This is a genomic window from Pseudomonas benzenivorans (genome assembly GCF_024397895.1).
Classification (GTDB): Bacteria; Pseudomonadota; Gammaproteobacteria; order Pseudomonadales; family Pseudomonadaceae; genus Aquipseudomonas; species Aquipseudomonas benzenivorans_A.
Window position 1 is genome coordinate 1,615,134 of the sequence record NZ_CP073346.1, and the last position, 21,174, is coordinate 1,636,307.

Sequence of the window (21,174 nt, forward strand, 5' to 3'; positions counted from 1 at the left end):
GTGTTACAGGAACGTCCGCGCGCGCTTTTTGCGCCGCGCTCGTGCCTCGCTGCGGACGCAAAAAAGCGCCGAGCGCAGGCGCGGAATACTCACCACAGGAATTGCCCCTTCTCGTAGGGCACCACGGTCACCGTGGGCCTGGGTTCGCTTGGAGCGAAGTCTTGCGGTGGCTGGTTGAGCGGCTGCTGGGCCTGTTGCTGTTGCGCGTAGGCCTGCTGGCCGCGATCCGGGATGCTTGGGTCGAAGTAGCCGTTCTCCACCACTTGGGCGCAGAAGGCGAAGTCGGTCTGCACCCGGTTGCCTTGCTGGGTGTAGCACTGGCACACCGTGGGCTTGCCGTTGACCACCGCGCTGGCCATGCGGCTGAACTCGCGGGCATAGGTGTTGGGGTCGGTGCTGGACATGCAATACAGCCGCGGGAAGGCCTGCGGCTTGGTCAGCTCGTCATAGATCGGCGCCGAGGCCGGCAGGTTGGCGATGCGGGGCACGCGCAGGGCCGTGTAGTCGGCCGGGTTGATCGCAGTTGTGGGCGCGCCTGGGGTGATGCCGGGGATCAGCGAGCGGGCGATGTTGCCGACCTGCTCACCGATGGGCTGGCTCTGTTCCTGGGGCGCATCGGCAGGGCTGTCGGTGTCGCCGCGCACCAGGTCGTAGGCGCGGAAGATGAAGTAGCCGGCGACCAGCACCAGGGCGGCGAAGCCCACCGCCTTCTTCGAGGGCTTGAACTTGAAGTGGTGGCCGGCCTGGGCGCTGGTGTAGACGCCGAAGTAACGCTTATCCAGGCTGATGATGGTGCGGCTGGCGTCCTTGAGCTGGTTGATCTTCTCGACCTCGTTGTAGACCCGCTCCAGCTCGTAACGCGACACCTTGGAGCTGCCGAAGATCCGCCAGTAGTGGATGTGCTTGTTACACAGGCGGCGAGCATGCACGTCGATGAAACGCGGGTCCTGGGTGATCAGGTGCATTTCATAGCCGCCCTTGCGCATGGTCTCGAAACGCGACACGTGCAGCGGCACTTCCTTGCGCGGATCGCGCACGCCGAACATGGGCCGCTCCTTATCGCCCTGGGCCTCGTCCACCACGATGATGCTGTTCTCCGGCAGCTCGTACCACTTAAGCGGGTCGTCGAATTCGAACCAAGAGGCTTGCAGCTTGCTCGGGTCGAGGTCGGTGACATTGTGGTAGTAGACCGGCCGATCCTGGGCCTTGGCGCTCTGGTCCACTTCCTTGATGGTGTTGAGGGTCTTGCCGTGGCCCTGCAGGCCGGTACGGATGTAGAGCATGCCTAGGCCTCCAGCGTGCCGATGTTGCCGAGCTTGGCCTTGCGGTCGGCCAGCTTGTTGAGGCCGGTGAGTACCAGGCGGGTGGTGATGGCGGCGAAGTAGATGTTGATGGCCACGTCGATCTTGGCCAGGCCCAAGACCATCTGAATCGCCGGGGCGGCGTTACCCATGTTGGCCAGCAGATAGTCCTTGGCCTGATCGATCACCAGGTTGATGCCGACATAGGCGATGACGCCGATGCCGAGGGCTTTCAGGGCCATCTTCACCAGCGGGGTGACGATGGTCAGGAACAGGGTGGCCAGGTAGAAGAAGTGCATCATTCACCTCCGAAGGCGCGACCGACGTAGAGGGCCGAGAACAGCGACGTGAAGGCCACGATCAGCCAGGAGAAGTCGCTGGCGATGCGGCAGATCGGTTCGTACTTGAGCTGGAAGGTGTGGCCGCCGTTGGAGGTCAGGGTGATGCTCTCCGGAGGCGGACAGCCGGACGGCAGGAAGCGGGTGGCGCTGTTGATGAAGCTGGGGGCGCTGATTTCCGACTCTTGCAGCTCGAACTGCTCGCCCTGGAACAGGCCTTCGATGTCGGCCTTCTTGCCGTCGTAGTCCATGGCCTCTTCGTAGTCGCAGCGGGCCTCATACTGTTGCTTGAGAATGGCGCACTGCACCGCATCGCCCTCACAGGTCGGCGCGGCCTCACAGGTCTGGCCACCCGAGACTTTGCTCTCCGGCTGCTCTTCCTCCTCTTCCTGCTCGCGCTCCTGCTGGGTCTTGCCGTCGCCATCCGGGCAGCCTGGGCCGGTGCAACTGGTGGACTCTCCGCCCGGGCTGCCGTCCGACTTGGTGTGGTTGCTGGTGGTCGAGGTGGTGGTCGTGGTCGTGCAGGCATTAACCCCGGAGCAGACCGTGGTGGTGGTCGTCGTGGTTGTGGTGGTGTCTTTCGAGCCGTCCGGGTTGGTCTTCTCCGTCACCTCGACCTCTGTGGTCTTGTCGGTTTTCCTCGGCTTGGGTGGCACCGGTACGCATTGGTGCACGCCGTTAACCTCACCGCAGTCCATGCTGCCAATGTCTGTGTAGCTGTCGACGGCGGTACAGCTGTATTGCTGGCGACCTTCGGCGTCCGTCACCTTGTTGGTGCATTCACTGGTTTTCTCGGCGGTGGGGCTGCCGTTGGCCGGTTGCTCGCGGGTCGCCTCACCACCGGTGCAGGACACACCGTTGCCCTTGTAGCCGTAGGCGCCATAGACACCGGACGGGTCGCCGTTGACGAAGCGGAAGGCATCTTTGGCTGGCTGCTGGTTGGAGGCGTACTGGCAACCACCGTCGCAGACCACGCCCGGTGGCGGGACGTAGCCACCGACTACCCCGGCCCCGGTGAAGTCGCCCATCCGGTGCATGTGGTCGACGTTGTTGCCGACCGTGGATTCGCATTTGTCCGGCTCAGGGACGACGCATTGCCCCTCGACCATTTTCTTTGGCGGGTCACAGGAGGCATTGCATTGGGTACCGGTATTGCCGAACGGGCAACTGCGGGTGTGGCGATAAACCGGGCCCTGATACTCAGGGGTCGGCGCGTTAAAGGACTTACGGTTACAGCTTGCCGAGGTGGCGGTGACCTGGGTCAACCACTGTTCCGGGTTCGTGTGCGGAGGCGGATAGGCGCGAGAATCGCAAGCCGCTTGAGCCGAAGCGAACTCGCCGTTCTGAGGATAGTCGGCGAGCATCCAGTAATACACCGTGGAAGCCTTAGCCGTGGTCGACAGGAGAGTCCCGCATAGCACGAAGGCAACGACGACCAGAGGTCGAAGAAGTCCTTGCGATACCATCCTGGCCATCTCACACCCGCCCAAACAACAACGCCGCCACCGCCAGGGTCACGACCAGTACGTAATAGGTATTGGGATCAATCGTCATAACTGAACACCGAGAGAAACCCCGCCGAAGCGGGGTTAGGTCGGTTACACGGCGCGGCGCATGTATTTGAACGCGGCCGCAGTGATGACCAGGCCGATGGCAGCCCAGCCGAGGGTGCCGATGTCGCCTTCGCTGCCGGTGATCTTCGTCGCGGCCGCAGCGGCATCGGCGAAGGCCTGGGAGGCGGTGACGGTGGTCAGGATGGCGACGGCAGCCACCTGGCGGCCGTACTTGCGGAGCATGTTGCGGGTTTTCATGGTGGTGATCCTCATAGGACTTTCTTGAGAACGAGGAAGCAGAACACCGTGGCGAACAGGCCGATGGCCGCATCCGTCAGGGTGATGGCGTCCTCGTCGGTTAAACCGGGATTAACCGCTTCCCGGATTTCCTCGCCCGTGATGGAAACCAGGGTGCCGCTGCACAGGGGTTCTCCCGAGGCACCGGCCGACCACGCCCCATCGCAGGCGATGAAATTCATGCGGCCGCCGGCTCAGCGGTGGCCGCAACGACTTCGGAGCTATCCAGGCAGAGCGGGCAGACAGTGAAGTGCGGCGGTAGCCGCAGATCGGGCAGCAGATCGGCTTGCGGCGCGGGCTGGTGATGCAGTTGGCCCATGTCGCACAAGCACAGGTTGCAGATGACGCGATCGACGATCAGCACGGCCTGCCCCTCCCCTTAGCTCTTGGCCGCGTCAGGCCCCGGCTGTTGGGCCGGGCGCTGAGGGGCTTGGGGTGGCTGGCGGTTGGCCGGTTTCGCGTCAACCGCTTCGATGTGCAGGGCTAGATTTTTGCCCTTGTTCTGCCCGCCACGGGCCACGTCGAAGGTGATGCGCACCTTCTGCAGCGGGTCGAACTGGGCGCCGGCGGCGAAGACTTCATCGGCCACGTCTTCGGCGATGGCCATGCCGATGATGGAAAGACCGTGCTCGCTTTTGCCGTCCGGTTCATCGCCATAGAAAATCTTGGCGTATTTGGCGTCATCGACCTGGGTCATCTGAGTGCCGAGAAATGCAACTTCCATAGTTGAACGTGCCATTTGGTATTTCCTCGTTGAGTTGCGCGTGAGTGCGCGGGTTTGCCTTTCAGCAGGCCGAGCGCTCCCGAGCAGGTGAACTGTGAAGTTCGGCCTACTGGGTTATCTCGACTTGCCGGGGGTTAAAGCCGGGTCTTGCGTTGAGCGGTTACGGGGTCAGCACCGGGGCGGGTGGTTAGCCGCTCCATCGTCGGGGCGGGCTGGTGATCCGGGCATGGATGCGCAACCCGAGTTGCCTGGGACAGATACCCACCGGCTGCGCCCGTGGATATCTATCAGCCCTCGACCCCACACGTGGGGCCCCACTCGGGCCTTGGGCAAAGCGGGTTTGCACCTTTGAAGAAGGAGAAGCAAAAGCGCGCCGAGGCTCAGGTTTAACGAACCAGCAGGCCAGCCACTCGCGCCACAGGTAGCGGGCGACGCCGTGGCCGACGACATAGGCCGCCGGCGCCAGGACGATAAGCAGGGCGATCTGTTCAAAAGTCATAGAAGAGATCCACAGGCGGCAGCGATGGAATGGGTGGGCCGCTGTCCTGCACAACGCGCCAATACTTCGGGGGCTGGAGCGGTGGCGTGTGTTTCTCGCAGATAAAGGCCGGTGTCACTGCCCAGTCCGAGAGCAGGACTTTCCAGGCACCAGCTACGAAGCCCATCTTGATGGCGCGTATCGGCAGCGCAGAGGCGCGGCGGCATAGGGCGCAGGGTGTGGATGGGCAAGGATCGGGTCTGGCCATTTCGGCCTTGGACCAGCAGACAGAGCAGGCGCAGTCCGCAGCGTGTTCTAGGCGCATGGCTCATACCAACCCCCTCAGCTTGATGATGCGAAAGTGCTTCCGTGCGTGCTCCTGGGCGAGCAACGAGGTCAGCGGGTCGTTCGCGACCACTACCGATACGGTCTGATCAATGAAGTGATGGCATGCACGGCGAGACTCGCCCCGAAAACAGCGCTGCCAACGCTTCTGACAGGTTGAGCCGTGGAAGCTGACGACTTCGACGACGCAGGCCGCGCTACTCATCGGCGTAATCCCCGGCGCAGAACACGGTTTTGCCCCGGTCGATGTCGCGGCGGATGCGGTGCAGGTTGATAACGCGGCGGCGGCCGATCTTTACGGTTGGGATGGCTTGCGACTCGACCCAGCCGCGCACCACGTCCGGGGTGACGTCTTCGATGCCGAGCATTTCGGCGAAAACCAGCTGGGAGCAGAACGGCGAATCACGGAAGTCGGTGATGCGCTCTGCGTTTCCCTGTGCGTTGAACCCCACTACTCCAGACTGTTCCATGCTTTTGTCCTATAATCGTCCAAACAATCGACTCATATACTTGAGTCAAACTATTTGAATAGATCGTAGGCAATTGCCTCTCTTTGTTCAAATTATTTGAGCAAAATAGATATATTAAATGAGCACAATAAACGACAGAGTTAGAACCGTAGCTTCTATGGCAGGCATGGATCGACTCGTCCGCGAGACTCCAATCGGGTCAAACAGATGGCGAACAGTGCTCTACAACAAGGATGTGCGAATCAGCACTGACGAGGTGGAGGAGCTGGGCAAGCTGTTCCCCTCCTATCGCTGGTGGATGGTCAGTGGCGATGTAGCACCGGAGATAGGTCAGACAAGCCCCGACTACGACGAGGCCAACCGAAACTTGATCGATCAAAACGCGGGATAGCAATCACAACGGAAGTGACTAGACGCTGGTACGCCCGAAAGGTGGAGAGATCGAGTGAAAGAGAGCTTTGAAAACATCCGGGCCGAGCGGGAGGCGCCTTCCTTCAGGCGCCATCAGCCAAACCAGTACGCAGGCCTCTGGAAGCAGATCGCCTTGGGCATCATCGTCGGCGGCAGCGTGCTGAGCCTCATCGGCACCCTGCTCTGGCTGATTTCGGTAGGCGCACTGCTGGGCGGTATGACCATCGCCTTGCCACAACCCTAGGCAGGCATACGAGTCGCGGTATTTCCGAAGGAGCGGAGCAGAATCATGAAGTGGACACTCATCGCGTTACTGATCCTGGCAACGCCTGCTTTGGCGGAAGAAGAAAAGCCCGTCGCCACCCAGGCGGCAGAAGCCACTTACCCCTATGTGGAAGCCTTCAGCAAAGGCGTAAGCAGAACCTTCACCGAGATCATGGCGGGAGGCAAAGGCCCGATGGCAGAAGGTGCACGCGCCAACCGGAAGATGCAGGATCAGCGCGAGCGCGAAGCCAATCGAGGGACGCGCAAAAGCATGAAGGAGTGCATCAAGCCTGGAAACGTCATTGACGATGATGTGAAGGAGTGCATCGAAGGACTACGCGACAAAACGTGGTAGCCCTAACTATCTAAAAACCGTGGTCAGCCTCCATATATTAGAACGGCCCAACACCTCGACAATCAAACAAGAGACCGCACGAATGAAGTTCTTTATTAATAAATTAATATTCAAGAACAGAGCACCATTTGACCACTTAGATATTGATCTAAAAGAAAATGATATTGGCGTTCTGACCGCCGCTAACGGCCGAGGAAAGACAACTATACTTTCACACATAATTGATGCCTTTCATGAACTAGCCAAGATCGGATTTACAAATCATTTCGAAGGAAAAGAAAACAAATTTTATAGAGTATCTCAATCAGTTGATAGCTTAAACCCTTCCGAGCCATCAATATTTTATATGCGCGCAATTTTCAACGGAGAGAATATAGACTACATCAACACAAGGGGCTCCATCAGCGAAGACTTATACAACGGCATACAGCTTGAAAACAAGATGCCATACGAAGTTTTAAGGAGCAGTTTCGACGCCAGCAATACAACGAAGCATTCATCAATTGCCGGCGACCAGAAAAAATCGACTAAAATATTCCACAATAATTTAATGACCTACTTCCCATCCTATCGTTTTGAGAAGCCAGGCTATATAAACGCTCCTTACGAAACAAAACTAAGCTTTCGAAAGGATCATGCATATACAGGACACATGATCAACCCCCTAGAGGTAGTTAGCGGACTAGAGCCCTTCTCCAACTGGCTAATGGACATAGTCCTTGACATGCAGTACCAGCAATCAAACGTGCACTTACTAAAAGCTAATATCGACAGAATAATTACACTCGTACTTGGTGGTAAAGAAAGAAAAAAATTGCGCTTTGGCATAGGCCCAAGAGGCTTCGGCCAAACCCGGATACAGATTCTAGACACGGTAACCAACGAGACAGTATATCCTACGATTTTCAATCTATCCGCTGGGGAAGCAGGTGCACTGTGCATGTTCGGAGAGCTTATACGGCAATCTGACAACCTCAACAACGACACAGTTATTAGCAACTCCACTGGAGTTGTCCTTATTGACGAGATAGACAAGCATCTACACATAAAGCTACAGAAAGAAGTCCTCCCTTTTTTATTCTCAATATTCCCCAACGTACAGTTTCTCATCAGTTCACATTCGCCGTTCCTTAGCATGGGTCTAGCCGAATCCCAGAGAGACCGTTCTAAAATTATTGATCTAGACAATTTCGGAGTAACTCACGACCCGACAACAAACGCCCTATACACTGAAGTGTACGACATGATGGTAAGCGACAATCAGCGATTTAGGGATGAATATATCACCCTAAAGAGCGAATTAAACAAAAACACCAAACCCTTAATCATAACCGAGGGAAAAACAGACATACAGCACATAAGAAAATCTCAGAAAGCATTGGGAATAGATCTAGACGCAGAGTACTTTTCAGTCCCAGGAGACTGGGGCGACAGCAAACTAAAACTACTGCTCGAACAGCTATCCAAAGTCTCTCAGCGCAGAGTAATCATAGGCATATTCGACAGAGACGTGCCCAGCGTAGTAGACCTAATAGAAAAGAACGGAAAGGTTTTTAAAGACTTCGGAAACAACGTATTCGGAATGTGCCTACCCACACCAACGGGCCGAGAAAAATACAAGAACATATCAATTGAATTTTTCTACTCCGACACCGACCTGCTCAAAGAAAAAGATGGGAAGCGTCTACATTTTGATAATGAAATTCGTTTCTTTCAACCAGGAAACAAACAAGGGAAGCCAAAACCAGAGAAGCTAGACAAGGCTGATCCAGCAGGTGAGGACACGAAGAAAATATTTGATTCAGATATAGGCGAACTAGAAGGCGCTCACTCTAAGTCTAGATTTGCAGACCTTATAGAAAATGACGACGAGTTTGGCTGCGGAATAAACTATGACGAATTCAAGGGTATTTTTGAAAGGATATCTATGATTCTGGATACCTCGAAACCCTGAAGAAACGTAATGAACCAGGAAACAATATCGACAAGGACTTGATCATATCCATTGAAAGAATTCTGGAGGCTTGCCCTCAGAAAATTACTGCTGCAGCGCGTATATTTTAAATATACCCGGGGAAAGGGAAGCGCATAAAGAGGTCTGAGTGAATAAAAATAGATCACTCCCCCCCTATAGCTGGGGGTTTATTGGGGATAAAGGGGACAGATTTATTTTCTTCCCCAGAGAGACCATCCCGTACAAGCCCACCCTAGTATTGTGCCAACTGACATCCGACGGCAGCCTCTAAGGCGCCTACCAAGGAATTCGTGTCAGACGCTTTTTTAAACGGCATCATAGTTCGCGTAAACACACGTTTGCCATTTATCTCCGTATCTATGAACACGATATAGACGCTGACGTTTTGTGGGTTTTCTTGCAGCGAATACAGGGCGCGTCTGTACTCGTTTGATGCAAGGGACTCGAATCCAGCACGGTCAACCGATGCGCACCCGGTACCGGGAACCGTTGTTGGTAGCTGACTGACGACTACTGCACCGATGGCACCCGCAAAAAACCCACCAAATGTACCGCGGCGAAGCTCTGTTTGGAGGTTACTGTACACAACGAAATGATGGACGACGAGTTCAACGGCAGGCTGCTGTGCACCCATTTTTTCGTACGCTCGATGGCGTAGGAGAATTGTTCCTGGCGGTGCAACGGCATCCTCATCCACACGATAGGTCGCATACGCATCATTGCTAATCAGGTAGCTAAAGGTCTCTGCTTGTTTCTCAGCTTGAGGCCTCCGATCAACAACCGAAATCGAGCGCGACCGGCCAACATCAGTGACATTCGGATTAACAACTTGCCCCGCACAACCTGCAAGCATCAACACCAGGACTGCCAGCACCGTCTTCATCTGCCTATCTTCTTTGATCAGCAACAAAGGTGAAACGCGCTCCAATCTACGGCGCCCAACGCTAGCAGTGTAGGCGGGAAAACTAGAACCCAGAGCATCGGCCTTGCGTTGCTAGGCAGTCGTTGTGCTTGGGCCTGTGCAGACACTGACGCGCCTTCTGAATGGCCTGGGTGGATGTGGCTAGCGCCAGGCTGAAAAGTCCAGTATCCGGGGCTCTACGGCTCAGACAGATGCTGTACCAGCTCGGGGTAGTCATTGCGAGTGTTGTTGACCTCGGTGCTGACGGGGTAGGAGGTGAGGTCTTGCCGCGCCATGGCCAGTGCTTCGCCCACCTGTTCACTCGATAGATTGGACGACAGCCACGGGTTGAACTGCTCCGGGGCCAGGACTACGGGCATGCGGTTGTGGATAGCGTGGATCGTGGGTGCGGCCTCGGTGGTCAGTAGCGCGCAGGACAACACGGGCTGACCGTCCGGCCCCTGCCAGGAGGACCACAGCGCGGCAAAGGCCAGCATCGAGTCATCCGGCGAATGGATGTAGTACGGCTGCTTGACCTTGCGCCCGCTCGGGCTGCGGGCCTGTTCTTTGGCGTTCCACTCGTACCAGCCCTGGGCGGGCATCAGGCAGCGCTGAGTGCGGTAGCTGTGCCGCCACATGGGTTTAACGGCTGCTTCTTCACTGCGGGCGTTGAAGGTCAGGGTGGGCAGGCTGGGTTTCTTCCACCACCCGGGTATCAACCCCCAGCGCGCCGGCACGACCTCGGGCGATCCGTCGTCGTTGTTGAGGACGATGGGTACGGTCATGGTCGGGGCTACGTTGTAGATCCGCTGAATCCACCGCCCGGAGTTGCGCGCGCCGATGTGCCAGTAGCGCTCCATGGCTGCTTCATCGGGGCTGACGTATCGACCGCACATGGGCACCTCTAACGCTCAATCGGGAGTGACTACATCGGCCTGCTTTTCCGGGAAGTGTAGCGGTCACCCCATCCCGGTCAGTGCTTTATGCAACACGCACGAAGACTCAGCCGCATGGGCAAAAAGGCGATGCCGTGCATCTGCACAGGCTCTCCGGCAGGCACAAAGCCAAAACGCTTATATACAGGCACGGCATTCAAGCTTGAGTTCACGGTGAACTCGCTCACCCCACCCGCGCGAATGGCTTGATCGCGTGCACAGCACCACAGAGTGGCGGCAATACCCTTGCGGTGTTGTTCTGCGGCTACGAACAGGTGAAAGAGGTGAGACTGGTCGCGCATGGCGATGAAGCCTGCGAGTTCACCCTCACGCTCAGCGACCCAGTACCTGTACCGCGGTGATTCCAGGTACTGCCGCTCCGACGCCTCGGAAACCGAGGCCAGAAAGTGCTCTGCGCCGGCACCGCTCGGGTCGAGCGTAAGCGATGACTGAAAGCGCTCGATCAGCTCGGCAATGGCTTTGCTGTCGGTGGTGTTGCCTGGACGGATATTCATGGTTTCTGAGGGTTAAGCGAAGGGGTGGGCCAAAGCCCGCCCCAGCGAAGTGCGCGATTTGATCCAATGATACAAGGCGCAGCTGGACCGGGACGGTTGGCGCATCCGCATCAGAAGTACTGGCAGTGATCCGCCGGGACGGCCTTGTCCTTCAGGAACTGGCCCGGATCGATGATGCCCGCCGCTTCGGGTATCAGGTCGGACGACTCCACGGCAAAGGTCTTGGCCGCGATGCGGCAGCCGTAGAGCCTGACCTTGTTGGTGGCCACCAGCAGTTTCAGGAACTCGTGAATCTCCGTGGGGCTGCCCTCCTCCTTCAGGCGTTGGTAGAGCCAGTGGGCCTCTGCCTCGTGGGAGCCGTCAATGCGCAGTGCGGAAGCTCCTGCCGGGGTCAGGGCCCGTACCGCCCAGAGCACGAACAGCACGTCCACCTCCACGCCCTCGAGGGCTTGGGTGTAGGCAAAGGTCAGGGGCGTGAGGATTTTGTCGTAGGCATCCTCGCGGATGACGATGGCTAGCTTTTTCATGGCGGTTCTCGCGGTTGCAAAGGATGTGAGTGGTTCGGCGTGCCGCAGTGCGGCGGGCATCCCTCCCGCCACGCTGTTCGCTAGCCTGGGCGTGCTTCCAGGACCATGTTGAAGGGGGTTTCCGTGGCCCTCCAGAACGACTGGAAGCCACCGGCCATGGCCACTTCCCGCAGCTTGCGTTCGCCCGCCTGTGCGCCGAGGGCGGCGGCGCCCTCCTGATCCAGGGAAGACGGCACGCAGACCATGGTGGAGGCCGCGTAGAACAGGCGCCCTACTGGGTTGATATTGTCTTCCAGATGATCGTGGGCGAAGGGCTCGACGATCATCCAGGTGCCGTCAGACTTGAGCGACTGGCGCACGTGGGCGGCGGCACCCTCCGGGTCGCCCATGTCGTGCAGGCAATCGAAGAAGGTCACCAGGTCGTAGTCGCCGCCCGGGAAGTCCTGGGCCGAGCTGACCTGGAACTCCACGTTGTCGCTGACGCCGTGTTCGGCGGCATGTTTCCTGGCTTCCTCGATAGAGGCTTCATGGAAGTCGAAGCCGATGAAGCGCGAGTTGGGGAACGCCTGCGCCATGAGCACGGTCGAGTAGCCGTGGCCGCACCCTACGTCCGCCACCAGGGCGCCGCGCTTGAGCTTTTCCACCACGCCGTCCAGGGCCGGCAGCCAGCTTTGCACCAGGTTGGCCTGGTAGCCGGGGCGGAAGAAGCGCGCGATCGCGCAGAACAGGCAGCCCGCCTGGTTGCCCCAGCCGACGCCACGGCCGGTCTTGAAGGCCTCTTGTATCTTGGGTTGGTTCTCCAGATAGGCCGCGGCCGCATCGAAGGCCGGCACCATGAACACCGGGCTGTCCTCGTCGGCGAATACCGCTGCCTGTTCCGCCGGCAGGGTGAAGCGCTTGTCGGCGGGGTCGTAGGCCAGGTAGTTGGAGGCCGCCTGCTGGGCCAGCCACTCCCGCACGTAGCGCTCGGCCAGGCCGGTATGCTCTGCCAGTTCCTGGGACGTGAGCGCGCCCTTGGCCTGCAGCGTCTTGTACAGCCCGTGGGCATGGCCAATGCGGACCAGGCCGATGCCGAAGGCGCCGCCCAGGTCGTGGAGCAGCTGATCGAGGAAGTCGTTGAGTTTTTGTTCTTGCATGACAGCCCACCTCTAGTGGTCACAATGTGAGTGGTTCAACGCCAACTGCAGTGACGTGGGTGTTACTGTGGAAAAACGCCAATGAATTGCCCATGACCCGTTCACCGGCAGTCTTGCCCGAGACGCCGTTTAAGTAGGTGACTCGATGGATGCACTCTCGGACGTGTTGCGCACCACGCACCTGATGGGCGGGGTGTTTCTGCATGCGGAGCTCACCGCGCCCTGGTGCGTGGAGTCGAAGGTGTCCCCGGAGAATTGCGCCCCCTTCCTGGGCCGCACCACGGACGTGATCCCCTACCACTACGTGCTGGAAGGTTGCCTGCGGGTGGAGGTCGACGGCGCCGACCCCATCGACCTGGGCGCCGATCAAGTGGTGTTGTTCCCCCGCAATGACAGCCACCTGATGGGCAGTGACCTGCGCCTTCCCCCGGTGCAGGGCGATCATGTGGTGAAGCCTCCCAGCAACGGCGGGCTTGCCACCATCAGGCTTGGCGGCGGTGGGGCGCGGACTTGCCTGGTGTGCGGCTTCCTGGCCGGCGAGGACTTCGACCGCAACCCCATCATCAGCACCCTGCCCCCGCTGCTGCACCTGGATGTGAAGGAGGGCAACGCCGCGGACTGGATTCGCAGCACCTTCAACTACGCCGCCCAGGAGATCGCCGCTGGCCGGGCCGGCTCGGAAACGGTGATGGCCAAGCTCTCGGAGCTGCTCTTCGTGGAGGCGGTGCGGCGCTACGTGGAGACTCTGCCGGAACAACACACCGGCTGGCTGGCGGGGCTGAAAGATCCCTATGTGGCCCGGGCCCTGGCGATTCTGCACGCCCGCTTGAAGGAAAGCTGGACCGTGGAGCAGCTGGGCAAGGAAGTGGGCCTGTCCCGCTCGGCCCTGGCGGAGCGCTTCACCCAGGTCATCGGCCTGCCCCCGATGCAGTACCTGACCCAGTGGCGCTTGCAGGTGGCCGCCCAGGAACTGCGCAACAGCAGCAAATCCATCATGCAGGTGGCCGAGGGCGTGGGCTACGAGTCAGAAGCGGCCTTCTCACGGGCCTTCAAACGCGCCCACGGAGCACCGCCTGCAGGGTGGCGGAAGCGGAATTAGGCCGCTCAAGCCCAGGGCTAGCTAAACAGCGCCCTCTTCAAGGCAAAGCGTCATGGGCTGGACAAGCAAGCCCGAGCCGGAACGCAACGGCTCAGTTGCACCACTTGGGACAAAGCCGGCCTTGCAGTAGAGCTGCATCGCTGGACTATTGCTCAGCGTGACGCCAAGGCATACGGCGCTTGCATTGCGCGCTCGAGCCCATGATTGGAGGTAGTTCTCTTCTATTCGTATTGTGCCAGTTGGCATCTCACGGCAGCTTCTAGGGCAGCTACTTGAGGCTCCGCGTCAGCCGCCTTTTTAAACGGCATCATGGTGCGTGTGAATACACGCTTGCCATTTATCTCCGTATCTATGTACACGATGTATACGCTGGCGTGGTTAGGGTTCTCTCGCTCCGAGTACAGCGCCCGTTTGTATTCGGCCGATGCGAGGGAGTCGAATCCAGCACGATCAACCGATGTACAGGCTGTGTCCGGAGCCGTCGTCGGTAGCTGGCTGGCTACTACTGAGCCTAAAGCCCCCGCAAACACTCCGCCAATTGTGCTGCGGCGAAGCTCTGATTGAAGGTTGCTGTACACAACGAAATGATGAACAACGAGCTCAAGACTCGGCATCGCCGCGCCGAATTTTTCGTACGCACGATGGCGTAGAAGAATGGTTCCTGGCGGCGAAACAGTTTCTTCAGCCATACGATAGGTCGCATACGCATCGTTGCTGATTGAATAGCTAAATGTCTCTGCTTTTTTCTCTGTTTCCGGCCGCCGATCGACTACCGAAATTGAGCTCGACCGCTCAACATTGGCGACGTTGGGATTGGTGACTTGCCCCGCACAGCCGGCAAGCATCAGCACAAGGACCGCTAGCACCGTTTTCATCTGCCTTATCTCCACCGAAAAGCCCACCGAATTTCTGCCAACTGCAGCCCCTACAAGTGGTGCACAGGTGAGCAGAACCTGATTTTCGAAGCATCGTTACTTCGATCTGCAATCCCGTGGTGGTAGTGGCCGGCCGGTCTGCGATGCGAGCTCACGACGACATAAGTCTGCGGATCGACGAACTGATTCGTATGAAGGCGGAGAAGATACGGCCTCCCCTTACTCTTGTACTCGAACAACCTGTAGGTGCTTGCCTCCTCGGTCTTGCACTCGCGAACGAATCGATAGAGCCCACTGGACAGGTAAGCCTTCAGCTCGATCGTACCGTCGTCCGCCTCCGAGCGGAGTAGGCAACCCAGTGCCGTATCGGAGGGGACACCACTGCGGGGCGATATCCACCTGATAGACGGATGCGCATCCGCAATCTGGTATGACAGCACTTCGTCGCAGGAAGTAGGAACATGTGGGCTGACCGCTCGCCCGACAGTTTCCGGCGCATTCGGTTGGGTAACGCAGCCGCCAGTCAGCAGCACTAGCCCCCACAGAGCGCCAATCTGGGCCGGTCGACATATCGAAGGTCGGCTGATGCAGGTCGTTCGCTTGGACCACTTCATTGCGTTCATGAGTGACCCCGGTTGCAGCGGCTCTTCCGTGACTCTAGTAGGTCCATAAGAGCAAGGCCAATGTCGATGCGAGCTCATTTCTCAAGGCTGAAAAAGGGGCGCTTGGCGAGGTGACTACATCGGCCTGTTTTTCTGGAAAGCTCTGTTTTGGCGAGGGCCGAGGCAGGCTGAAAGCCCCGTTTTATGGGCTTTCCTGGCTCAGAGTGTAGCCGCTCAGGTGCTTTATCTTGAAGGCGGAACGGGTCTGAGCAGCAAGTACTTGAAATAGATACCTCGGGCTTGTTAGCTCCTTCAATGGGCTATTCGGGAAAAGTGGATGCAACTGACAAAACTGACAGACAACACAGCCTACATCCACTACCGCTCAGCAAACGCATTTAAAAACTAGCTATTGCTTCCCACCGTAAATACTGCATTACCAGTAGAGCTACCATTGCCCGTAGTTTTAATTTCCAACGAAGTATCCGGTGGATAACTAGCGGTAGCGCCATCGTGGAAATTATTATCCAAGTATATTGAGCTATTCTTGAACGGCTCATTATTACTGAACGACATATACATATTTGCCGTCAACAGGGGGGAGACCCCCCAGAGGTAAAAGTGCATTGTTATAGAAATTGCCGGACTTGCACCGTCACAACCGTATGTAACAGTTGGATTGATACTCAATCGTCCCGTTTGCTTAAAGACAGGTGTTGTGGAGTGGGCTGGTATGGACTTAGGCCATTCTCCATCCCCTTGATTATCCTCATTCAACAGAGTCAAGGAGTATGGGCTGTTGTTAACAATTGTAAAGCTTTCGGTATACATAGACATGAGTTTATCATCCCGTATAGAACTGCTAATGAAACTTCCTGTTCATAGCTTTCACACTTATAGCCTTTACAAGCTAGACCATAGTGCCACCTCCTCATCTGTTGACTACGACGGTAACCTGAGCAGTGAATCGTATTAGCCAATAGGACACCACTGCCTATGGCAACGCTGCCAATAAGTTACGTTGATTTACCCACAAATCAGTACTGCCTATGCGGATACCGGAACAAGCCTAGCCAACTACGCCCTATCTGCAAGTCATGAATCCCACATGAAACCGGCTCAATGCGACCTCAGCAAACAGAACGACTCCTCTGTTATAAGCGACGACTATTCGGTGAGGATTTCTGAAAGCTCTGTACTGGTGGGACACGGGCCGGCTGAAAGCCATACCCTGCGGGCTTATCGGAGGTTGCAGGAGAGAGGGGAGCGACCAACATCATTCATGAGATGTCAGCAGCAAGGTGACTACATCGGCCTGTTTTTCTGGAAAGCTCTGTTTTGGCGAGGGCCGAGGCAGGCTGAAAGCCCCGTTTTATGGGCGTTCCTGGGTCAGAGTGGCGCCGCTCAGGTGATTCATAATGCCGAAGCTCACGCCACAAATCGCCGCACTTCCCGCCTATAACACGCTCCTTGCGGCCAGCAGCAAGCCCAGTGACGCCAGGACCAAAACGCCCCAACCCCACAGTCTCACCCTGGTGCGAGGTGGTGAGCGCAGCGCAACACCCATACCTGCTACTCCGATCAGCGCCAATGGGAAGGCCAGAACCATCAGGGTTCCCCAGGCACGATTCGACGCACTCAGATCACCGGCCGAGTAGTAGCCGAAGCAACCAACTGCTGGCAAAGCGACAACGATGACGAGCGGTACAAGCCACTCAGGGAGCCTTGGCGTGCTCATGACTCTATCCAGTGATGCTCATTCCCGCCGAATGATCAGCAGCATGCCCACTCTACACCTTGGGTGAAAGTCTCAGTGCCAGCCGCAGGTGGTCCGGCAATAGTCCAAGCGCCGATGATGGATCAGCGGCCAGGCAGAACGTTCGCCCTCAAACGAGGGCCCAGGATCATATGCCGCCAGGGCTTCGGCTTCAGCACATTGCGGACGTCACCGCCCAGCCATCGATTCGAGAGCCAGAATCGGAGTGTTTGCCAGCGCCGTCACGACTAGTCTCTTCGAACGCATACAGGTACAGGGAGGTTGATATGGCAACGCTGACTGGCAAGGTGGCCATTGTGACCGGAGCCAGCTCCGGAATCGGTCGTGCGACGGCATTGCTGTTCGCCAAAGAGGGGGCTCGTCTGGTGCTGGTCGCCCGAAGAGCAAGCGAACTCGATGAGCTGGTCGCACAGATCGAAGCGAGCGGTGGCCAGGCGATCGCCGCGCCCGGCAACGTGAAGGACGAAACCACCGCGAGGCGAGCGGTCGAGGCCGCCAAAGCCGAGTTCGGTGGTCTGGATATCGCCTTCAACAACGCCGGGACATTGGGAGAAATGGGCGCGACACCGGACGTATCCGCCGCGAGTTGGGGGGATACGGTCGCCACCAACCTGACGAGCGCGTTCCTGGGGGCGAAGTATCAGCTACCGGCGCTGCTCAGACGGGGATCGGGGTCGCTCATTTTCACCTCGACCTTCGTGGGGTACAGGGTTGGGCTCCCGGGAACTGCGGCTTACGCGGCCAGCAAGTCGGGGCTGATCGGCCTGGTCCAAGCGCTCGCGGCAGAGTTTGGCCCCAGATCGATTCGTGTCAACGCCCTGCTGCCCGGTGGCACTGATACACCCATGGCCACCGAAATGAACAGCACAGCGGAGGCGATCGCCCGAGTCGCGAATCTCCACGCACTTAAACGCATTGCCAGACCTGAGGAACTGGCCCAGGCGGCGCTGTTTCTCGCGGCTGACGCCTCATCATTCATGACCGGCTCCGCCATGCTCGTCGACGGCGGTATCTCCATCAACCGCAGTTGACGGAAAGCATGAGCGTGCTCAGTCCGTGGGACCATTCACGCCGAACCCCATACCGACGACACATGGCGCGAGGGAGGAGGCTCTGAACCGTGGCGGGATGCCCGTGGCCGGTAACGTAGTCCCGCCTCGCCGCGCCCGTTTCTCACTGTTTCGGCCGTCGATTTCGACGCCCGTACCGTTGGCAAAGCCATAGCGCCGATGAAAGGGGCAGCTGGTGACGACAACGCGGCCCTGGGCCAACGACCAATGGCGACTGGGCCGGTTCGCTGCCCCCGGATAGGTCTGACGATCGCCGCATCTGCTCGAAACCCAGGAACCCATGGCGTGGAAGCAGGGCGTCGCCGCTCGCCGTACTGGCATCGGCGGCATAGCCTTTCGACAGCGCCTGAAAGTCCGGGCGCCCTGCTTCGTTCGACCGGGCGTTGCACAAGATGTCGGCGCTTACCGTCCAGGAAGCGACATCAATCCGAGGTTTCATGGCGCGGCCTGCGACCATCTTGGTTCGACGCGTTTTAACGTCTCATGCGCTAGCCGCGTTGCGAATGAACGGAGGGCAGCGGGCTTCTGGCTCCCCGCTCGACTGACGCATCAGGCACTCCAACATTGGCGGGCTTGAAGGATTGTATCGGCATCGAATGCCGCCAACTCCGGACGCAACTCTATGAAGTGGCCCAGGGTGTCGCATTGCTCGATCGCATCCGCCAACGAGCCGGCGACGCTCATGAGGTGGTCGAGACGCTGCGAGGGGACGGCAGGAGCTAGCGCTGCTCAGCCAAACTTTCTGGCACGGTCCAGATCAGGCCACGTGGAAGTCTGCTGCACGACGCGGCGACAGTCAGCGACCGGGTAAATGTGCGGACGCCGAACCGGTTCGCTCGAGCCCGCCAGCAAGCGCTCGACGAAGAACTCCAACCGGCCAGTCGGAGCGTCCGGAAACGGCCAGAGCGCAATGCGTTGGGCGAGAAGCTGATAGGCGAGCGCGCTCTTCGAGTGAGGGTAGGCCTCATAGACGGTACGGCTTTTCTGAGCCGCCCTGCGCACGAAGTGATCAAAAGGGATGGCACCGGCGTAGGACAGCAAGGCACCGGGCAGCTGCTCGCTGATCTTCACCAGCTTCTTGAACAGGAAGTGCCCCTCCTGGGTGCTGCGGGTCATGCTGGCCAGCACATGGAAACGCGTCGTGCCGTGCTTGTGGCCGAGCAGTTTGATCAGCGTCGAGGCGCTGGTGATCGAACTGGGCTCATCACAGGCCACGACCAGCACTTCCCGGGCGGCCCCCACGAAGTTCAGCACGGTGTCGCTGATACCTGATGCCGTGTCGATGATCAGGTAGTCCAGAGCGTCGCCGATCTCGCTGAAGGCGTGAATCAACTCGGCATGCTGCATGGGGCTGAGACGGTCCATGGCGGGATCGCCGGAGCTGCCGGAAACAACCTGCACGCCGCTGCGTCCCTCGTGTACCACCTCGCCCAGGGTGCTCTTGCCGCTGATGACTTCGGCGAGGCTGCGCTCGGCGGCATGCCCCAGCAGCACATTGAGGTTTGCATTAGCCAGGTCCGCATCCAGCAGCACGACCCTGTTGCCCAGGTCGGACAACGCCAGGGCTAGGTTGGCTGCGACATTGGTCTTGCCGACACCTCCCTTGCCACTGGTCACCGCAATGACCTGCACAGGATCCCCCCCACGCTTTGCCAAAACTCTGCCCCTCACTGGCGATACGCTGCCGCTGAACCGATCCACCGTCCTGCTGCTGTGCGGCTACCTGTTCGGTATCCGCGCACAGCGAGAACGACTTGGCAGCCCGATCTACGCATCGCGAAGGCAGTGCCACGGCCCAACATTATTTGGACCACGATTATGACATGAATGCCCTTTGTGACAAAAGTGACATATTGGCAAGTTATGCCTTCGGCCCGCCCCAGCGCCCTCCCCTCGGGAGCGCTTGGGAGGACTGGGCCAGGCTGGACAGCCGAGGCCCTACCTCTGCCTCTTAACCAGCTCCGGGTAGTCGTTGCGGGTGTTGTTGACCGCAGTGCTGACCGGACGCGCGATGGGGTTTTGCCGAGCCTGCGCCAGCGCTGCGCCAACCTGTTCAGCCGACAGGCTGGCCGATAGCCACAGGTCCAACTGCTCCGGGGGCAACACCACCGGCATGCGGTTGTGGATGGGATGGAGGGCGGGGGCCATTTCGGCGGTCAGTAGCGCGCAGGACAGCACCACCTGCCCATCCGCCCCCTGCCAACTGGACCACAGCCCGGCGAAAGCCAGCATCGAGTCGTCCTGCGCCTGGTTCTAGTACGGCTGCTTGACCTGGCGGCCGACAGGGCTGGTAGCCCTTTCGTGGGCACTCCATTCGTACCAACCCTGGGCGGGCATCAGGCCGCGGCGGGACCGGTGGCTGTGCCGCCACATCGGCTTTTCGGCCGCTTCCTCGCTGCGCGCATTGAAGGTCAGAGTGGGCAGGCTCGGCTTCTTCCACCAGCCCGGGACCAGCCCGCAACGCCCCGGCATCACCTCGGCCACACCGTCCTCGTTGTTCAGCACCATGGGCACCGCCATGCTCGGTGCGACGTTGTACATCCGCTGAATCCAGCGCCCGGCGTTCCGCGCGCCGATCTGCCAGTAGCGCTCCATGGCGGCTTCATCGGGGCTGACGTATCGACCCCACATGGAAACCTCGGTGCCTTATCGGGTGATAGCAAACCATGCACCGGCCTTCTTCCCGCGGGCCAGCCCCTTGATGCATCGCTACTGGCCTGCCGATGCTTCCATTGGCACGGCATCCAGCGGCGATTCGAAGGCGATGAACAGGATGCAGGGCTCAGCGCTTGCACAACGACCATGGTGCGGACGCTTGGCCGGCCCGTACGCATAGGTTCCGGGCTTGAGCACGCTTTGGCTCTGCCCCGCGTAGGTGACATGCAACTCGCCCGCAACCAGCACCATGCGCTCGGCGGAGGTGTGCCAATGCAGGGGAATATCTGAATGTCCAGGCAGCTTCAGAAAGACGTCCAGGTTCTCCTGTGCCGGATCGCCGTGGAGAACGGCAATCGCACAGCCCTCTGGCAAAAATGCAGGACAAGCGCCCCACTGCAGCTGTTCGCTGTCCGCCGCGCGTGCCACTGCGGGCTCTTCTTCCGTCGTTTGCGCCAATACACAACTGACGCTCAGGGCCAGCAGCATCAGGCCGCCCCAACACAGACGCTTCATCATTGATCGAACGAACATGGTCTGCACCTCACTGTGATTGACGCACTGCACCGCT

Annotated in this window: 23 protein-coding genes and 1 pseudogene; 6 read left to right on the forward strand and 18 right to left on the reverse strand. The window is 58.8% G+C overall.

Going from position 1 to position 21,174, the window contains the following annotated elements:
• Positions 1-89: 89 nt before the first annotated feature.
• From KDW96_RS07640 to KDW96_RS07680, 9 genes are all read right to left on the reverse strand, one after another.
• Complete coding sequence (locus tag KDW96_RS07640) at positions 90-1,283, reverse strand: zonular occludens toxin domain-containing protein (RefSeq protein WP_255839838.1); 1,194 nt, start codon at positions 1,281-1,283, stop codon at positions 90-92.
• Positions 1,284-1,285: 2 nt separating this feature from the next.
• Positions 1,286-1,600, reverse strand: a complete 315-nt coding sequence (locus KDW96_RS07645; RefSeq protein ID WP_255839839.1) for a DUF2523 domain-containing protein — start codon at positions 1,598-1,600, stop codon at positions 1,286-1,288.
• Entirely contained in the window at positions 1,600-2,748 is a 1,149-nt protein-coding gene (locus KDW96_RS07650; protein ID WP_255839840.1) for a virulence factor TspB C-terminal domain-related protein, read from the reverse strand. The genes KDW96_RS07645 and KDW96_RS07650 overlap by 1 nt, the downstream gene beginning before the upstream one ends.
• A 489-nt stretch (positions 2,749-3,237) precedes the next feature.
• The gene (locus tag KDW96_RS07655; protein WP_255839841.1) at positions 3,238-3,450 is read right to left on the reverse strand and encodes a major capsid protein; all 213 of its coding nucleotides are present in this window, start codon (positions 3,448-3,450) and stop codon (positions 3,238-3,240) included.
• Between the two features lie 11 nt (positions 3,451-3,461).
• On the reverse strand, positions 3,462-3,671 hold the full coding sequence (locus KDW96_RS07660; RefSeq protein WP_255839842.1) for a hypothetical protein: 210 nt from the start codon (positions 3,669-3,671) through the stop codon (positions 3,462-3,464).
• Positions 3,668-3,853 (reverse strand): hypothetical protein, encoded by a 186-nt coding sequence (locus KDW96_RS07665; protein WP_255839843.1) that lies wholly within the window; start codon positions 3,851-3,853, stop codon positions 3,668-3,670. The genes KDW96_RS07660 and KDW96_RS07665 overlap by 4 nt, the downstream gene beginning before the upstream one ends.
• A 15-nt stretch (positions 3,854-3,868) precedes the next feature.
• On the reverse strand, positions 3,869-4,228 hold the full coding sequence (locus KDW96_RS07670; RefSeq protein ID WP_255839844.1) for a hypothetical protein: 360 nt from the start codon (positions 4,226-4,228) through the stop codon (positions 3,869-3,871).
• A 473-nt stretch (positions 4,229-4,701) separates the two neighbouring features.
• A complete protein-coding gene (gene pflM, locus KDW96_RS07675) occupies positions 4,702-5,016 on the reverse strand; it encodes a lysogeny maintenance protein PflM (protein ID WP_370295376.1) in 315 nt (104 codons plus the stop codon).
• Positions 5,017-5,233: 217 nt separating this feature from the next.
• Positions 5,234-5,506, reverse strand: coding sequence for a helix-turn-helix domain-containing protein (locus KDW96_RS07680; protein WP_255839845.1), 273 nt, complete (start codon positions 5,504-5,506; stop codon positions 5,234-5,236).
• Positions 5,507-5,723: 217 nt separating this feature from the next.
• Between KDW96_RS07680 and KDW96_RS22205 the strand changes: the two genes are divergently transcribed.
• From KDW96_RS22205 to KDW96_RS07700, 4 genes are all read left to right on the forward strand, one after another.
• Positions 5,724-5,897: a hypothetical protein gene (locus KDW96_RS22205; RefSeq protein WP_370295377.1), complete on the forward strand. Its 174-nt coding sequence runs from the start codon at positions 5,724-5,726 to the stop codon at positions 5,895-5,897.
• Between the two features lie 54 nt (positions 5,898-5,951).
• On the forward strand, positions 5,952-6,161 hold the full coding sequence (locus KDW96_RS07690) for a hypothetical protein (RefSeq protein WP_255839847.1): 210 nt from the start codon (positions 5,952-5,954) through the stop codon (positions 6,159-6,161).
• A gap of 45 nt (positions 6,162-6,206) precedes the next feature.
• On the forward strand, positions 6,207-6,536 hold the full coding sequence (locus tag KDW96_RS07695; RefSeq protein ID WP_255839848.1) for a hypothetical protein: 330 nt from the start codon (positions 6,207-6,209) through the stop codon (positions 6,534-6,536).
• Between the two features lie 82 nt (positions 6,537-6,618).
• Positions 6,619-8,490 carry an AAA family ATPase gene (locus tag KDW96_RS07700; protein WP_255839849.1) on the forward strand — a complete coding sequence of 624 codons (1,872 nt, stop codon included), beginning with the start codon at positions 6,619-6,621 and terminating at the stop codon, positions 8,488-8,490.
• Between the two features lie 253 nt (positions 8,491-8,743).
• Here the strand turns inward: KDW96_RS07700 and KDW96_RS07705 are convergent, their stop codons facing one another.
• From KDW96_RS07705 to KDW96_RS07725, 5 genes are all read right to left on the reverse strand, one after another.
• The gene (locus KDW96_RS07705) at positions 8,744-9,421 is read right to left on the reverse strand and encodes a hypothetical protein (protein ID WP_255839850.1); all 678 of its coding nucleotides are present in this window, start codon (positions 9,419-9,421) and stop codon (positions 8,744-8,746) included.
• Positions 9,422-9,609: 188 nt separating this feature from the next.
• Positions 9,610-10,308, reverse strand: coding sequence for an SOS response-associated peptidase (locus KDW96_RS07710; protein WP_255839851.1), 699 nt, complete (start codon positions 10,306-10,308; stop codon positions 9,610-9,612).
• Positions 10,309-10,385: 77 nt separating this feature from the next.
• The gene (locus KDW96_RS07715; RefSeq protein ID WP_255839852.1) at positions 10,386-10,862 is read right to left on the reverse strand and encodes a GNAT family N-acetyltransferase; all 477 of its coding nucleotides are present in this window, start codon (positions 10,860-10,862) and stop codon (positions 10,386-10,388) included.
• 110 nt (positions 10,863-10,972) lie between these two features.
• Positions 10,973-11,389, reverse strand: a complete 417-nt coding sequence (locus KDW96_RS07720) for a DsrE family protein (protein WP_255839853.1) — start codon at positions 11,387-11,389, stop codon at positions 10,973-10,975.
• 80 nt (positions 11,390-11,469) lie between these two features.
• Positions 11,470-12,525 carry a class I SAM-dependent methyltransferase gene (locus KDW96_RS07725; protein ID WP_255839854.1) on the reverse strand — a complete coding sequence of 352 codons (1,056 nt, stop codon included), beginning with the start codon at positions 12,523-12,525 and terminating at the stop codon, positions 11,470-11,472.
• A gap of 145 nt (positions 12,526-12,670) precedes the next feature.
• Between KDW96_RS07725 and KDW96_RS07730 the strand changes: the two genes are divergently transcribed.
• Positions 12,671-13,624 (forward strand): AraC family transcriptional regulator, encoded by a 954-nt coding sequence (locus tag KDW96_RS07730; protein ID WP_255839855.1) that lies wholly within the window; start codon positions 12,671-12,673, stop codon positions 13,622-13,624.
• 221 nt (positions 13,625-13,845) lie between these two features.
• Here KDW96_RS07730 and KDW96_RS07735 read toward each other — a convergent pair whose 3' ends face one another.
• Positions 13,846-14,499, reverse strand: a complete 654-nt coding sequence (locus KDW96_RS07735; protein ID WP_255839856.1) for a hypothetical protein — start codon at positions 14,497-14,499, stop codon at positions 13,846-13,848.
• Positions 14,500-17,144: 2,645 nt separating this feature from the next.
• On the opposite strand from KDW96_RS07735, the gene KDW96_RS07740 reads away from it, so the two are divergent.
• Complete coding sequence (locus tag KDW96_RS07740; protein ID WP_255839857.1) at positions 17,145-17,909, forward strand: SDR family oxidoreductase; 765 nt, start codon at positions 17,145-17,147, stop codon at positions 17,907-17,909.
• A gap of 768 nt (positions 17,910-18,677) precedes the next feature.
• Here KDW96_RS07740 and KDW96_RS07745 read toward each other — a convergent pair.
• The 3 genes and pseudogenes from KDW96_RS07745 to KDW96_RS07755 all read right to left on the reverse strand — a co-directional run bounded on the left by KDW96_RS07745 (position 18,678) and on the right by KDW96_RS07755 (position 21,137).
• Positions 18,678-19,580 (reverse strand): MinD/ParA family protein, encoded by a 903-nt coding sequence (locus KDW96_RS07745; protein WP_304665577.1) that lies wholly within the window; start codon positions 19,578-19,580, stop codon positions 18,678-18,680.
• Positions 19,581-19,886: 306 nt separating this feature from the next.
• Positions 19,887-20,579: pseudogene (locus tag KDW96_RS07750) on the reverse strand (SOS response-associated peptidase).
• Positions 20,580-20,657: 78 nt separating this feature from the next.
• Positions 20,658-21,137, reverse strand: coding sequence for a cupin domain-containing protein (locus tag KDW96_RS07755; RefSeq protein ID WP_255839858.1), 480 nt, complete (start codon positions 21,135-21,137; stop codon positions 20,658-20,660).
• Between the last annotated feature and the right edge of the window lie 37 nt (positions 21,138-21,174).

What these genes read in the sequence shown, in the direction of transcription:
- pflM (WP_370295376.1), bottom strand. Translation starts at nt 5,016, where the DNA reads ATGCGCCTAGAACACGCTGCGGACTGCGCCTGCTCTGTCTGCTGGTCC.
- KDW96_RS07755 (WP_255839858.1), bottom strand. Translation starts at nt 21,137, where the DNA reads ATGTTCGTTCGATCAATGATGAAGCGTCTGTGTTGGGGCGGCCTGATG.
- KDW96_RS07700 (WP_255839849.1), top strand. Translation starts at nt 6,619, where the DNA reads ATGAAGTTCTTTATTAATAAATTAATATTCAAGAACAGAGCACCATTT.
- KDW96_RS07655 (WP_255839841.1), bottom strand. Translation starts at nt 3,450, where the DNA reads ATGAAAACCCGCAACATGCTCCGCAAGTACGGCCGCCAGGTGGCTGCC.
- KDW96_RS07730 (WP_255839855.1), top strand. Translation starts at nt 12,671, where the DNA reads ATGGATGCACTCTCGGACGTGTTGCGCACCACGCACCTGATGGGCGGG.
- KDW96_RS07740 (WP_255839857.1), top strand. Translation starts at nt 17,145, where the DNA reads ATGGCAACGCTGACTGGCAAGGTGGCCATTGTGACCGGAGCCAGCTCC.
- KDW96_RS07680 (WP_255839845.1), bottom strand. Translation starts at nt 5,506, where the DNA reads ATGGAACAGTCTGGAGTAGTGGGGTTCAACGCACAGGGAAACGCAGAG.
- KDW96_RS07645 (WP_255839839.1), bottom strand. Translation starts at nt 1,600, where the DNA reads ATGCACTTCTTCTACCTGGCCACCCTGTTCCTGACCATCGTCACCCCG.
- KDW96_RS07650 (WP_255839840.1), bottom strand. Translation starts at nt 2,748, where the DNA reads ATGGTCGAGGGGCAATGCGTCGTCCCTGAGCCGGACAAATGCGAATCC.
- KDW96_RS07735 (WP_255839856.1), bottom strand. Translation starts at nt 14,499, where the DNA reads ATGAAAACGGTGCTAGCGGTCCTTGTGCTGATGCTTGCCGGCTGTGCG.
- KDW96_RS07725 (WP_255839854.1), bottom strand. Translation starts at nt 12,525, where the DNA reads ATGCAAGAACAAAAACTCAACGACTTCCTCGATCAGCTGCTCCACGAC.
- KDW96_RS07695 (WP_255839848.1), top strand. Translation starts at nt 6,207, where the DNA reads ATGAAGTGGACACTCATCGCGTTACTGATCCTGGCAACGCCTGCTTTG.
- KDW96_RS07710 (WP_255839851.1), bottom strand. Translation starts at nt 10,308, where the DNA reads ATGTGCGGTCGATACGTCAGCCCCGATGAAGCAGCCATGGAGCGCTAC.
- KDW96_RS07640 (WP_255839838.1), bottom strand. Translation starts at nt 1,283, where the DNA reads ATGCTCTACATCCGTACCGGCCTGCAGGGCCACGGCAAGACCCTCAAC.
- KDW96_RS07715 (WP_255839852.1), bottom strand. Translation starts at nt 10,862, where the DNA reads ATGAATATCCGTCCAGGCAACACCACCGACAGCAAAGCCATTGCCGAG.
- KDW96_RS07660 (WP_255839842.1), bottom strand. Translation starts at nt 3,671, where the DNA reads ATGAATTTCATCGCCTGCGATGGGGCGTGGTCGGCCGGTGCCTCGGGA.
- KDW96_RS07670 (WP_255839844.1), bottom strand. Translation starts at nt 4,228, where the DNA reads ATGGCACGTTCAACTATGGAAGTTGCATTTCTCGGCACTCAGATGACC.
- KDW96_RS07720 (WP_255839853.1), bottom strand. Translation starts at nt 11,389, where the DNA reads ATGAAAAAGCTAGCCATCGTCATCCGCGAGGATGCCTACGACAAAATC.